The 13,579-nt window shown below is 61.2% G+C and carries 12 protein-coding genes; 5 read left to right on the top strand and 7 right to left on the bottom strand.

The features are described from left to right. Nucleotides 1–28: 28 nt before the first annotated feature. Nucleotides 29–958, bottom strand: a complete 930-nt coding sequence (locus tag ACTJLA_RS04030) for an AraC family transcriptional regulator (protein WP_034128611.1) — start codon at nt 956–958, stop codon at nt 29–31. Nucleotides 959–1,285: 327 nt separating this feature from the next. Here ACTJLA_RS04030 and ACTJLA_RS04025 point away from each other — a divergent pair, with 327 nt between their 5' ends. Then, entirely contained in the window at nt 1,286–1,627 is a 342-nt protein-coding gene (locus ACTJLA_RS04025; protein WP_003193915.1) for an antibiotic biosynthesis monooxygenase family protein, read from the top strand. A gap of 41 nt (nt 1,628–1,668) precedes the next feature. Next, nucleotides 1,669–1,914 carry a hypothetical protein gene (locus ACTJLA_RS04020; protein WP_019817340.1) on the top strand — a complete coding sequence of 82 codons (246 nt, stop codon included), beginning with the start codon at nt 1,669–1,671 and terminating at the stop codon, nt 1,912–1,914. A gap of 125 nt (nt 1,915–2,039) precedes the next feature. Here ACTJLA_RS04020 and ACTJLA_RS04015 read toward each other — a convergent pair whose 3' ends face one another. Then, nucleotides 2,040–2,672, bottom strand: coding sequence for a flavin reductase family protein (locus ACTJLA_RS04015; RefSeq protein WP_034128610.1), 633 nt, complete (start codon nt 2,670–2,672; stop codon nt 2,040–2,042). Nucleotides 2,673–2,849: 177 nt separating this feature from the next. On the opposite strand from ACTJLA_RS04015, the gene ACTJLA_RS04010 reads away from it, so the two are divergent. Beyond that, entirely contained in the window at nt 2,850–3,605 is a 756-nt protein-coding gene (locus tag ACTJLA_RS04010) for a hypothetical protein (protein ID WP_314545160.1), read from the top strand. A 140-nt stretch (nt 3,606–3,745) separates the two neighbouring features. On the opposite strand, the gene ACTJLA_RS04005 is transcribed toward ACTJLA_RS04010, so the two are convergent. From ACTJLA_RS04005 to ACTJLA_RS03990, 4 genes are all read right to left on the bottom strand, one after another. Next, the gene (locus tag ACTJLA_RS04005) at nt 3,746–5,065 is read right to left on the bottom strand and encodes an MFS transporter (protein ID WP_034128609.1); all 1,320 of its coding nucleotides are present in this window, start codon (nt 5,063–5,065) and stop codon (nt 3,746–3,748) included. A gap of 333 nt (nt 5,066–5,398) precedes the next feature. Then, entirely contained in the window at nt 5,399–6,724 is a 1,326-nt protein-coding gene (locus ACTJLA_RS04000) for a sigma-54 dependent transcriptional regulator (RefSeq protein ID WP_314545155.1), read from the bottom strand. Beyond that, nucleotides 6,718–8,484 carry an ATP-binding protein gene (locus ACTJLA_RS03995; protein WP_034128607.1) on the bottom strand — a complete coding sequence of 589 codons (1,767 nt, stop codon included), beginning with the start codon at nt 8,482–8,484 and terminating at the stop codon, nt 6,718–6,720. The genes ACTJLA_RS04000 and ACTJLA_RS03995 overlap by 7 nt, the downstream gene beginning before the upstream one ends. 162 nt (nt 8,485–8,646) lie before the next feature. Then, on the bottom strand, nt 8,647–10,170 hold the full coding sequence (locus ACTJLA_RS03990) for a fumarate hydratase (RefSeq protein WP_003193907.1): 1,524 nt from the start codon (nt 10,168–10,170) through the stop codon (nt 8,647–8,649). 216 nt (nt 10,171–10,386) lie between these two features. Here ACTJLA_RS03990 and ACTJLA_RS03985 point away from each other — a divergent pair, with 216 nt between their 5' ends. Beyond that, nucleotides 10,387–11,328: an iron-sulfur-binding ferredoxin reductase gene (locus ACTJLA_RS03985; RefSeq protein ID WP_054897654.1), complete on the top strand. Its 942-nt coding sequence runs from the start codon at nt 10,387–10,389 to the stop codon at nt 11,326–11,328. A gap of 178 nt (nt 11,329–11,506) precedes the next feature. Here ACTJLA_RS03985 and pyk read toward each other — a convergent pair whose 3' ends face one another. Continuing rightward, nucleotides 11,507–12,958, bottom strand: a complete 1,452-nt coding sequence (gene pyk / locus ACTJLA_RS03980) for a pyruvate kinase (protein ID WP_003193904.1) — start codon at nt 12,956–12,958, stop codon at nt 11,507–11,509. 173 nt (nt 12,959–13,131) lie between these two features. On the opposite strand from pyk, the gene ACTJLA_RS03975 reads away from it, so the two are divergent. Continuing rightward, complete coding sequence (locus tag ACTJLA_RS03975) at nt 13,132–13,506, top strand: tetratricopeptide repeat protein (protein WP_003193903.1); 375 nt, start codon at nt 13,132–13,134, stop codon at nt 13,504–13,506. Nucleotides 13,507–13,579: the final 73 nt, after the last annotated feature.

Below are 13,579 nucleotides of genomic sequence, written 5' to 3'. Positions count from 1 at the left end.
CCAGCTCCCACATGTTGCTCTGCGTACATCAGATGCTTTGGCGCAACCGGGCCAGGTCGCGCAGCGGCGGCGCACCAAACAACCGGCTGTACTCCCGGCTGAACTGGGACGGGCTTTCATACCCCACCCGATAGCCCGCCGCCGAGGCCTCCAGCCCTTCGGCAATCATCAGCCGCCGGGCTTCCTGCAAGCGCAGTTGCTTCTGGTATTGTAGCGGGCTCATGGCCGTGATCGCTTTGAAGCGATGGTGCAGGGTCGAGACGCTCAGGTTCACTTCTTTGGCCAGGTCGTCAATACGCAGCGGCTGTTCGTAGTTACCGTTCAACCAGGTGATCGCCTGGCTCACCCGATGGCTCTGGCTGTTAGCCACAGCGATTTCATACAGGCGATAACCCTGCGGGCCACGCAGCAAGCGGTAGAGAATTTCACGGTTGATCAAGGGCGCGAGCATCGCGATGTCTTTAGGGGTGTCCAGCAAGCGGGTCAGGCGCAGCACCGCGTCGAGCAGTGCGTGATCGATGCGGTCGACGTACATGCCTCGCGAGGTCGGGCGCGAGGGCACGCCCATCGGCCCGGCCTCTGCGATCAGCGCTGTGAGCTGCGCCGGGTCGATATTGATACGCACCGAGAGGTTCGGGTCCTCGGCGGTGGCGTCGATAATGCGGCCGGCTACCGGCATCGCCACCGAGAACACCAAGTAGTTGAGCGGGTCGTAGGCAAAGATCTCGTCGGCCAGGCGCACTTCCTTACTGCCACTGGCGAGGATGCACAGCGCGGGTTCCACCAGCACCGGCATGAAATCCCGCGGCGCGTTGTGGCGGTTCAGGTACAGCGAGGTGATCGCCGTGCCGTAGGAGCCGTCCTCCCAGGTATGGCGGTGCACGATACTGGCCAGCTCGGCGCGTTGTTTCTCCATCTCGGCATCGAGGGGAATGGACTTGGATTCGGGCGACGGCATGGGGCGTCCTCTACACGCTGCTTTGATGGGCTCAGCTTAGCGGCGGCTTTTCAAAAAGTGTTACGTCGATTCTGCAGCATCCTTGCCTGATCCTGCGAGATAGCGTGAATCAGGCAAGTGCGCAGCCTGTCATCAGCCTGAAACATGAGGCCTGGGCCTGGAATAAATCCTGGGGCCGAACGTCCTCCCTACGCTTCTCGCAGGATTGTGCAATAAGCCTGCAGGAATTGACTAACCGCGCCCACCCCCGCGCCGTTATCTTTGATCCTGTGGCAACACGCCCTCATTGTGCTTGCCGAGCATCACTTCTCAACGGGAGAGTCGAACATGTCCACCCCCATTCCCGCGAGCCATATGGCCTTTATCCGCGCCCGTAGCGGGTGCAGCACCGAACTCGGTGCACGCTTGAGCAGTTTGATCGAACCAGGTCGCCAGGCCCAGGGTTGCCTGCAATTCTCGTTGCAGCACTCCCAGGTCGATCCCGATGTCTGGCTGGTGTCCGGGTTCTGGAGCAGCGAGCAGGCCATGAGCGCCTACTTCAACTCTCCGGCCCTGATGATCTTCACCGAGCTTCTGAACGACATGGTCGTGCGCAGCATGGACTTCCAGACCTTCACCGACGCATCGGCGGCACAGGCCTACGGCGAGTACCTGCAACTGGCCGGTTAACGGTTAGAATGGCCGACTTTCCATTGGCCAGGACCTGCAACATGGCACGTAAACAATTTGCCCACCACGAAGCCGTTTCCGCCGTAGTACCGGGCGAAGGTGGCTACAGCGCCGCCGTCGCCGTCAAGGCACTGGATGGCATGGGCGCACCCAGGTTTCACAAGATCCTTGATGGGCAGACGTTCAAGACTGCGTCCGATGCCGATGATGCGGCGACGTTGCAACTCGAGCATCTGGTCGATGTGGATGCAGAAGGCCAACTGACCTGGGCGACTGCTGAACGCTGAGGCAGCACACCTAACCAATGTGGGAGCTGGCTTGCCTGCGATAGCGGTGTATCAGTCACTCTTGGGTTAACTGACCCACCGCTATCGCAGGCAAGCCAGCTCCCACAGTTTTGATTGCATTTCAGTCAGGGCTTGGTGGCGCCTGGTCTGTGCATTTTGAACAGGGCCTCAGGCCCCAGCTGGAAATAATCCGCCGGGCCACCCCCGCGCAAAATCGGCTCGGCGGCAGCAGTGTCGTAGATCCCATCCTTGAGCAACCATTTGGCGATGTGCACCGCAACCACCTCGCCCAGCACCAGCCAGCTTGGCACCAACTGTTGGTCGGCACGTTGCAGTTGGATGATCTGCGTCACCTTGCACTCGAACGACACCGGGCTCTCGCCCACCCGTGGTACGCCAACGATTTTCGAAGCCACCGGCGTCAGCCCGGAGAGTTCGAATTCATTCACCTCGGGCGATACGGCCGCGCAGCTTTGGTTCATCTGCTCGGCCAGCGGGCGGGTGGCCAGGTTCCAGACGAATTCTCCAGTCTGTTCGATATTGTTCAGGCTGTCTTTACGCCCGACACTGGAAAACCCAATGATCGGCGGAATGTAGTTGAACGCATTGAAGAAGCTGTAGGGCGCCAGGTTCAGGCGGCCTTCGCGATCGTGCGAGGAGATCCAGCCAATCGGGCGTGGGCCGACGATCGCATTGAACGGGTCATGGGGCAGGCCGTGGCCGTTGGCGGGTTCGTAAAAGTGGATGTCGTCAGGCATGGCCGGGGTTCCTGCTACGCGGTTTGGGAGGCGGTCATAGTGCAATTCATGGCGGTGAATTTCCATCGTGCCCATGGATTTTTCATACATCTGCCACCTATTTTTCACAGTTTCCCCTTCAGTCTGCGCCCAAGGTCAATACCCCCTATAAGACTGAGCCTTGGAGCTATCTACTGCATGAACAAACTTCCTCAGATCACCCTGGCGTTCTGGGTCATGAAAATCTGCGCAACTACCTTGGGCGAAACTGCCGGGGACTTGCTGTCGATGACCTTGAACGTTGGCTACGCCATCAGCTCCATGATCCTCATCAGCGTGTTCCTGGTGACCCTGGTGACGCAACTCTGGTCGAAAACCTACAACCCGGTGCTGTACTGGATCGTGATTTTGTCTACCAGCACGGCGGGTACCACAATGTCCGACTTCATGGACCGCACGCTGGGGCTGGGCTACGCCACCGGGTCGATGATCCTGATCGTGATCCTGCTGATCATCTTTGCATTGTGGCACCTCAGTGGTGACTCGCTGAACGTGAACAAGGTGCAGACCTTCCGAGGGGAGCTGTTTTACTGGATGGCGATCCTGTTCTCCAACACCTTGGGCACCGCATTGGGCGATTTCCTCGCGGACGATTCGGGGCTGGGCTTCGCCGGTGGCGCATTGTTGATCGGCTCAACCATCGCCGCGGTGGTGGTACTCAAGTACTTCACCCGCATCTCGTCGGTACTGTTGTTCTGGGTGGCGTTTGTACTGACACGGCCGTTTGGCGCGACCTTGGGAGATTTCCTGACCAAACCCCATGAAAAAGGCGGCTTGGATTTCGGCACCATCGGTTCATCCGCGGTATTGGCTGCGGTGCTGGTGGTGATGATTGCTGGCGCGTCGTATGCGCAGCGGCGCTATGGGCGCAATGAGGCCGCAGAGTTGTCCTAAGGCTAAATGAGGGAGCGGGCTTGCTGTGGCGAGGGAGCTTGCTCCCGTTCGACAGCGTAGCTGGAGTCAGCTTTTTGGGTGCGCTTCGCACCCCAGCGCAAGCAAGCTTGCTCGCCACAGCAAGCCCGCTCCCACATTTTTTAGTCGGTGGTGATGCGTGAGTGTTTACGCGTGTCTTTCATGGTCACGTACACCATCAACGACACGGCGATACACGCGGTCACGTACCAGTAGTAGCCAGTTTCCATACCGATGCTCTTGAACCACAGCGCGATGTATTCAGCGGTACCGCCGAAGATCGACACGGTCAGGGCATACGGCAGGCCCACGCCCAGTGCGCGGATTTCGGTCGGGAACAGCTCGGCCTTCACCACGGCGTTGATAGAGGTGTAGCCGCTGACGATGATCAGCGCCGCCATGATCAGGAAGAACGCGCCCCACCAGCTCTGGATGGTGTGCAGGGTGGTGAGGATCGGCACGGTGAACAGGGTGCCAAGCACGCCGAAGGCGATCAGGATCGGGCGGCGGCCGATTTTATCCGACAGCCCGCCGATGATCGGTTGCAGGCACATGAACAGGAACAGCGTCGCCGCCGAGATGGTGGTGGAGTCGGAGATGCTCATGCCGACCGTGTTCACCAGGTATTTCTGCATGTAGGTGGTGTAGGTGTAGAACGCCAGGGTGCCGCCCATGGTCAGGCCGACCACGGTCATCAGCTCCTTGGGATGGCGCATCAAGGTGCGCATTGCGCTTTCCTTGGCTTTTTCTTTCTTGGTGAACGACTCGGTTTCTTCCATGCCGCGACGCAGGTACAGCGCGACCACTGCGCACAGGGCGCCGATGGCGAACGGGATACGCCAGCCCCAGGCATACAACTGCTCGGTGGTGAGCACCTGTTGCAGCACAATCAGCACCGCCAGCGCGATGAGCTGGCCGGAGATCAGGGTCACGTATTGGAAGCTGGAGTAGAAACCGCGGCGTTCCTTGGTGGCCATCTCACTCAGGTAAGTGGCAGAGGTACCGTATTCGCCGCCGACCGACAGGCCCTGCAGCAGGCGGGCAAACACCAGCAGGATCGGCGCACCGATACCAATGATTTCATAGCCGGGGCTCAGGGCAATCAGCAGCGAGCCGAAGCACATCAGGTACACCGAGGCCATCAAGGCTTTTTTACGCCCCACTTTGTCGGCGTACAGGCCCATCAGCCAGCCACCGATCGGGCGCATCAGGAAGCCTACGGCGAAGATCGCGGCGGTGTTGAGCAGTTGGGCAGTGGTGTCGCCTTTGGGGAAGAAGGCTTTGGCGAAGTACAGCGAGAAGGCGGCGTAGACGTACCAGTCGTACCATTCGACCATGTTGCCGACCGATCCGCTGAAGATCGACTTGATGCGGCTGGAGGTGGTGCGCTCCTGCGCTTTGACGGCCGTCGATCCCAGAGGCACGGTGTTGGAGTTATCCATTGAAGGATCCTTCATCTAGTTGTTTTTATGGAGCGGCGCGTGCGCAGCCTGTTGGGGCTATAGCAGGAGCTGTGCCAGGTAGAGGAAGGCCCGGAATAGAAGGGTTGCGGGATTTTATTGAGCGGAAATTCGCTGATGGTTTTGGGGTGGTGAGCGGAAATCCGCTTATGGCTGCAGTAATCGTTCCCGCGCTCTGCGTGGTAACGCCTGTTGTGACGCTCCGCGTCGCGCCTTTAAAAAGCGACGCAGAGCGGCCTAGGCTGCGTTCCCACTCGGAGCGTGGGAACGATCAGTGTGGGACCGGGCTTGCCCGCGATGGCGATCCAAAGGTCGCTACACAAACATCTCCCTTACCAACCCATGCCGCTGCATCTTCTCATTGAAGGTTCGACGTGGCAGTTGCAACTCGGCCAGCACCGCCTTGATATCGCCCTTGTGACGCGTCAACGCGGCCTTCAGGCAGTGTGCCTCGAACGCCTCCTGCTGCGCCGCCAACGACTGCCCGGCTTCGATCCCTTCCGGTTCCGGCTCGTCCAGCCCCAACACCTGGCGCTCGGCGACGTTGGCCAGTTCGCGCACATTGCCCGGCCAGTCATGGCTGAGCAGGCGCCCCAACTGCGGGCCACTCAAAGGCTCGACCTGGCGGCCCAGACGCTCGGCGGCGCTTTGCGCAAAATGCTCGTACAACAGCGGAATATCTTCGCGACGTTCACGCAATGGCGCCAGGCGCAGTTGCGCGACGTTGAGCCGATAGGCCAGGTCTTCGCGAAAGCGCCCGGCACGGGCTTCTTCCAGCAGGTCGGGCTTGGTGGCAGCGATGATGCGCAGGTCCACTTGGATACTCTGGTTGGAGCCCAGCCGCTCCAGCTTCTGTTCCTGCAATACGCGCAGCAATTTCACTTGCTGGGCCAGGGGCATGCTTTCGATTTCATCCAGGAACAAGGTGCCGCCGTGGGCATATTCCAGTTTGCCGATACGTTTGCCCTGGGCGCCGGTAAAGGCGCCGCTTTCATGTCCGAACAGTTCGGCTTCGAACAACTGCTCGGGGATTGCCGCGCAATTGAGGGCCACGAACGGCTTCTTGGCGCGTGGGCCGAAGTCGTGCAGGCAGCGGGCGACCAACTCCTTGCCGCTGCCGGTCTCACCCCGGATCAGCACATTGACCGGCAAACTCGCCAGGTCCAGCACTTGGCGGCGCAAGCTTTGAAGGCCCTTGGACACACCCAGCAGGCTGGACTCCAACTGCACGCGATGATCGGCCTGTTGATGCAGGCGGCGGTTTTCCAGGATCAGGCCACGCTTGTCCAACGCCCGGCGCAGGCTGTTGAGCAAGGCGTCGGGGCTGAAGGGTTTTTCCAGGAAGTCATAGGCGCCGTCGCGCATGGCTTCGACGGCCATTGGCACGTCACCATGGCCGGTGAGCAAAATCACCGGCAAATCGGCATCGCGGCGCTGCACCTCGGCCAACAGTTCAAGGCCGCTGAGCCCCGGCATGCGCACGTCGCTCAGAATCACCCCGGCAAAGTCCTTGGGCAGTTGCGCCAGGCACTCTTCGGCGCGGCTGAACAACTGCACGTCAAACCCCGACAGGCTCAGCCATTGCTCGACGGCCGTGCGAATACTGGCTTCGTCATCGACCACAATCACCGCGTTCAACATAGGTCTGGTGTCTCCAGGGCGATAGGCAGGGTCAAGGTGAAAATCGCGCCATCGCCACGGTTGGCGGCACTCAGGCGTCCGCCCAGTTCATGCACGATAGCGTAGGACACCGCGAGCCCCAAGCCGAGCCCGTCGCCCACCGGTTTAGTGGTGAAAAACGGGTCGAATACGCTGCTCAAATGTTCCTCGGCAATCCCGCCGCCACTGTCGCAGACGCTCAACTGCCATAGTTGCTGATCGGCGTGCAGGCGGATTTCCAGGCGCTTGCGCGGTTTATCGGCCATGGCGTCGAGGGCGTTGCGCAGCAGGTTGATCAGCACCTGTTCCAGGCGGATCGCGTCGCCACGTACCCAGGCCGGGCGAGTGAGGTCCAGCACCACGCCGATGGCTTCGTCACGCAGGCGCGCGTCGAGCAGGTGCAAGGATTGGTCGACCACCGTCGCCAGGTCCAGCTTTTCGCGCAGGCCGCTGGGGCTCTTGCGCGCGAACGTCTTGAGGTGGCCGGTGAGCGCAGCCATACGCGTGAGCATGTCATCCAATGGCGTGAGAGCCTTGTAGGCATCGTCCACGCGACCATGGTCGAGTAACAGCCGCAGCGTCGCCAGTTGCATGCGCTGGGCGGTCAGCGGCTGGTTGATTTCATGGGCGAGGGCGGCCGACATCTGTCCCAATGCCGCCAGCTTGGCCGACTGCACCAGGCCATCCTGGGCGGTGCGCAGCGCCTGGGTGCGTTCTTCGACCAATTGCTCCAGTTCTTCACGGCTGCGCTGGCGCAAGCGGGCCAGGCGCCAGCGCTGGCTGAGGAACAGCCCCAGGAACACCAATGCCAGCCACGAACCCGCAGCGGCAAGGCCCGCGTTACGTTGGTCTTCAAAGGCAAACTGGGGTTTGCGCAACAGGTGCAGGGTCCAGCCTTCGCGCTTGAGCGGCAGCGACTCCCAGATGTAATTGGCGTTGCCGTCGGGGCCGTTGACGCGGATCAAGTGGCTGTTTTCGTCAAAGCGTTGCAGGGGCTGGGTGTCCAGCGGCTGCAGTTGCTTCTTGTCGTATTGGCGGGTGGCCTTGAGTTCAGCCAGGTCATTTTCGGACAACGGCCGCAGGTTGCGATAACGCCAGCCCGGCTGGTTGGCGATAAACACGATGCCCCGCGCATCGCTGACCAACAGCAGGTCATTGCCCTGGGCCCATTCGCGCTCCAGTTCCGGGAACTCCAGCTTGACCACCATGGCACCGAGGAACTGCTCGTGCTCATCCACGACCGCGCTGGAAAGAAAATAACCCGGAATACCCGTGGTCACGCCCACTGCATAAAAGCGCCCGGTGCCCTGGCTCAAGGTCTGGCTGAAATACGGCCTGAACGCGTAATTGTGGCCGACATAACTGCTGGGCAGGTTCCAGTTGCTGGCGGCCACGGCCAGGCCGGTGCGGTCCATCAGTTCCAGGGTCGAAGACTGCGCAGCGCCGTTGATGCGCTCCAGCTTGCGGTTGAGCCGGTCTTGCGTGGCGGCGTCCAGCGGGCCCTTCAAGGCGCTGATCATCTCCGAATCCAGCGCCAGTACGGCGGGCAGGGCACGGTAGCGTTCGATCAGGGTGTGCAGCGAGTTGGCATACAGCGCGAGCTGCTGATTGGCACGGGCGGCGTCGTCCACCAGGGCCTGGCGTTCGGCATGGCGCGTGGCCAAGGCGGCAGCCAGCACCGCACCGGCGATGATCAACAGAGAATAGAAGGTCAGGCGCAGGGGGCGAGGGATCACGATCATACGATGATGAACAGGCACGGTAAGGGGCGAGCACCATAGCATGGGCAGCTCATATCTTGTGACCAAGGAGCTTGTGTGGGAGCTAGCCCCCTTGCTCCCGGCAGAAAAAAAGGCGACTGGGCCATGGGGCCGCAGTCGCCTTTATTCTTTTGGAAGAGGTGCTTACTGCACTTCTACCGCCAGGCTGTCACTGATCTTTTTCTGCCAGATGGCAGGACCGGTGATGTGGACGGACTCACCTTTGCTGTCCACTGCAACGGTGACCGGCATGTCTTTCACGTCGAACTCGTAGATGGCTTCCATACCCAGTTCGGCGAAGGCAACCACGCGCGACTTCTTGATGGCCTGGGCCACCAGGTAAGCGGCGCCGCCCACGGCCATCAGGTACACGGCCTTGTGGTCCTTGATCGCTTCGATGGCGGTCGGGCCGCGCTCGGACTTGCCGATCATGCCCAACAGGCCGGTTTGCTCGAGGATCTGACGGGTGAACTTGTCCATCCGCGTCGCGGTGGTCGGGCCCGCCGGGCCAACCACTTCTTCTCGCACCGGATCAACCGGGCCGACGTAGTAGATAAAGCGGCCCTTGAGGTCCACCGGCAAGGTTTCGCCCTTGTTCAGCATCTCGACCATGCGCTTGTGCGCCGCGTCGCGACCGGTAAGCATCTTGCCGTTGAGCAGTACGGTTTCGCCCGGCTTCCAGCTCTGCACTTCTTCCGGGGTCAGGGTGTCGAGGTTGACGCGACGGGCCGATGGGCCGGCTTCCCAGACGATTTCCGGGTAGGCGTCCAACGGTGGCGCTTCCAGCGACGCCGGGCCCGAGCCGTCCAGCACGAAGTGCGCGTGACGGGTGGCGGCGCAGTTGGGGATCATGCACACCGGCAGTGAGGCTGCGTGCGTCGGGTAGTCCATGATCTTCACGTCGAGCACGGTGGTCAGGCCACCCAGGCCCTGGGCGCCGATGCCCAGTTGGTTGACCTTCTCGAACAGCTCCAGGCGCATTTCTTCGATACGGTTCTGCGGGCCGCGCTTTTTCAGCTCGTGGATGTCGATGGACTCCATCAACACTTCCTTGGCCATTACCGCGGCTTTCTCGGCGGTACCGCCGATGCCGATGCCGAGCATGCCCGGTGGGCACCAGCCGGCGCCCATGGTCGGAACAGTCTTGAGCACCCAGTCGACGATCGAGTCGGACGGGTTGAGCATGGCCATTTTCGACTTGTTCTCGGAGCCGCCACCCTTGGCCGCCACGTCCACTTCCACGGTGTTGCCCGGGACGATGGAGTAGTGGATGACCGCGGGGGTGTTGTCCTTGGTGTTCTTGCGGGCGCCTGCCGGGTCGGCGAGGATCGAGGCGCGCAGGACGTTTTCTGGCAGGTTGTAGGCGCGACGCACGCCTTCGTTGATCATGTCGTCCAGGCCCATGGTGGCGCCGTCCCAACGCACGTCCATACCCACGCGCACGAACACGGTGACGATACCGGTGTCCTGGCAGATTGGGCGATGGCCGGTGGCGCACATGCGCGAGTTGATCAGGATCTGGGCGATGGAGTCACGGGCTGCCGGCGATTCTTCGCGCAGGTAGGCTTCGTGCATGGCCTGGATGAAGTCAACGGGGTGGTAATAGGAAATGAATTGCAGGGCGTCGGCAACGCTCTGAATCAGGTCGTCTTGCTTGATCACGGTCATGAGTCGCGCTCCTCTATAAGGGAACATTCAATAAAGATGGCGCCAGTGTTGCATCGGTCGGCTGAAGCCATCTTTCCAAGGCACGCCAGAATGGTGCAGGCGCGACGCTAAAAAGGCGCGGCAGTATAACCCGGCACGGTGGCCGATACACCCGACTATGGTCAAACTGTCGCAGGCATGATTCCCTGTGCGCGCTCCTTATGATTGAGTCTTTATATGCCTGAACTGTACGTCGGCGAACGCCACTGGTCTGTATCCCTCGGCAGCAACCTGCTGGATGCCTTGAATCAGGCCGGCGTGGCCGTGCCCTTCAGTTGCAGGGCCGGCAGTTGCCATGCGTGCCTGGTGCGTTGCGAGGGTGAGGTTGACGACCAGCAGCCCGAAGCCTTGAGCCCGACGCAGCGCCAGCAAGGTTGGCGCCTGGCGTGCCAGTGCCGGGTCAGTGCGGACCTGAAGGTCGAAGCGTTTGACCCTCAGCGCGATGGCCTGCCCGCCCAGGTGGTGGGCGCCGATTGGCTGAGTTCGACGGTACTGCGCCTGCGCCTGCAACCGGAACGTGCCCTGCGGTACAACGCCGGGCAGCATCTGGTGCTGTGGGCGGGGCAGGTGGCGCGCCCCTATTCTCTGGCGGGCTTGCCCCAGGAAGAGCCGTACCTGGAGTTTCATATCGACTGCCGTCAACCCGGTGCATTCAGCGATGCGGCGCGACAGTTGAAGGTCGGTGATCCTTTGCGCCTGGGTGAACTGCGGGGTGGAGCACTGCACTATGACCCTGACTGGCAATCGCGGCCGTTGTGGCTGCTGGCTTCCGGTACTGGCCTGGGGCCCTTGTGGGGGGTGTTGCGCGAGGCGCTGCGCCAGGATCACCAGGGCGACATTCGCGTGATTCACCTGGCCCATGAGGCCGAAGGTCATTATCTGGCTGAACCCCTGGCAGCCCTTGCCGCCCGGCATGGGAACCTGACCGTGGAGCTATGGACCGCGGCGCAGTTGCAGCCGGCATTGGCGCAACTGCGGCTGGTTTCCCGGCATACCCTGGCCTTGCTTTGCGGGCACCCTGCCAGCGTCGAGGCCTTTTCCAAGCGCTTGTTCCTGGCGGGACTGCCGCGTAATCAATTGCTGGCGGATGTGTTTCTATCCCGCCCTTTCACTTTATGAAAAGCCTGCTCAAGTCGGTATCGGAGTTTAACGCCGGGTGCTGATGACGCCATCGCAGGCAAGCCAGCTCCCACAGTAGACCGAGTTGTCTAACTATTGTGGGAGCTGGCCTGCCTGCACTGAAATGCAAAAAGCCCCGCCATTCACAGGGCGGGGCTTTTGTTTTTCAGCCTGTCACTCAGACCTGCGGGTCGCCCACATGCAGGATCTTCATGCCATTGGTGCCACCGGTGGTGTGGTAGCTGTCGCCCTTGGTCAGGATGACCCAGTCGCCTTTCTCCACGACGCCGCGTTTGACCAGCTCGTCGATCGCCTTCTGGCTGACTTCGTTCGGTGCCAGCGACGCCGGGTCGAACGGGATGGTGTACACGCCACGGAACATGGCCGCGCGGGCCTGGGCTTCGCGGTGTGGGGTGAACGCGTAGATAGGCACCGAGGAGCGGATACGCGACATGATCAACGGCGTGTAGCCACTTTCGGTCAAGGCGATGATGGCCTTGACACCCGGGAAGTGGTTGGCGGTGTACATGGCAGCCAGGGCGATGCTCTGGTCGCAGCTTTCGAAGACTTTGCCGATGCGATGGCTGGATGTCTTGCTGGTCGGGTGCTTTTCGGCACCGACGCAGATACGCGCCATGGCCTGTACGGCCTCCAGCGGGTAAGGGCCGGCGGCACTTTCAGCCGAGAGCATCACGGCGTCGGTGTAGTCGAGTACGGCGTTGGCCACGTCGGACACTTCGGCACGGGTCGGCATCGGGTTCTGGATCATCGACTCCATCATCTGGGTCGCAACGATCACCGCTTTGTTGTGACGGCGTGCGTGCAGGATGATCTTCTTCTGGATACCGATCAGCTCGGCGTCACCGATTTCAACGCCCAGGTCGCCACGGGCAACCATCACGGCATCGGAGGCCTTGATCAGGCCGTCGAGGGTTTCATCATCGGCCACGGCTTCAGCACGTTCGATCTTCGCTACCAGCCAGGCGGTACCGCCGGCTTCGTCGCGCAGCTTACGGGCGTATTCCATGTCGGCGGCGTCGCGCGGGAAGGACACGGCGAGGTAGTCCACTTCCATTTCGGCGGCGAGCTTGATGTCGGCCTTGTCTTTTTCAGTCAGGGCCGGCGCCGTCAGGCCACCACCGCGACGGTTGATGCCTTTGTGGTCGGACAGCGGGCCGCCGATGATCACGGTGCAGTTCAGTTCGGTCGGTGTGGCAGTGTCGACGCGCATCACCACGCGGCCGTCGTCCAGCAGCAGTTCGTCACCGACGCCGCAGTCCTTGACCAGGTCCGGGTAGTCGATGCCCACCACGTCCTGGGTGCCTTCGGTCAGCGGGTGGCTGGTGGAGAAGGTGAACTTGTCACCGATCTTCAGCTCGATCCGCTTGTTGGTGAATTTGGCGATACGGATTTTCGGGCCTTGCAGGTCGCCCAAGAGTGCAACGAAGCGGCCATGCTTGGCGGCGAGGTCACGCACCAGCTTGGCGCGAGCCTTGTGCTCGTCCGGGGTGCCGTGGGAGAAGTTCAGACGGGCGACGTCCAAACCAGCCAGAATCAGCTGTTCGAGGACTTCCGGCGAGTTACTGGCCGGGCCAAGGGTGGCGACGATTTTGGTACGACGGACGGACATGCACGGACTCCTGAGTTCAAGCGCTGGGGAAGGCTACTATGCTCTTTCGTTGTAGTCATTGTTCGTTTGCACTACTTATCGACGATTGGCTTGTTTTGGCTGCGGTTGAATGGGCAAACGCCTTGAAGATTTTCGACCAGGGGTCGATACACTGCACAAGACAGGAGAACCCCATGCGAATTTTGCTCGTTGCTGCCCTGGCCGTCAGTGTTGTCGGCTGTACCCGCTGGTCGATGGACCACCATTTGAACAACGCTTACCGTGCCTATGGGGTCGGTGATTGCCAGCGTGTCACCCTGGAGTTGTCCCAGGTCGATCGCGAGAGCCGTACCCGCCGCTACGTGCAACCGGAGGTTTCGATGTTGCGCGGGCAGTGCCTGGAACGCCAGAAACTGTTTGTCGATGCCGCACAGACCTATCAATTCATCATCGGCCACTACCCGTCGAGCGAGTACGCCTATCGAGCCCGTGCGCGGCTCGATACCTTGCAGCAACTGGGGCATCTGCCGGCTGCAGGCCTGGCAAAACCAAGGCCTGCGTCGTTGTAAGGGTATTTGTCGCTTCATGGCTGGCCTGTCGCCAGTCTTGCGCTATTCTTTGAATGTCTGTTTGTGCAGTACC

This window comes from Pseudomonas sp. 22072 (assembly GCF_052046095.1).
Taxonomy (GTDB): Bacteria; Pseudomonadota; Gammaproteobacteria; order Pseudomonadales; family Pseudomonadaceae; genus Aquipseudomonas; species Aquipseudomonas paracarnis.
Note: the sequence above shows the minus strand (reverse complement) of the source record. Positions and strands in the feature narration are given on the sequence as shown.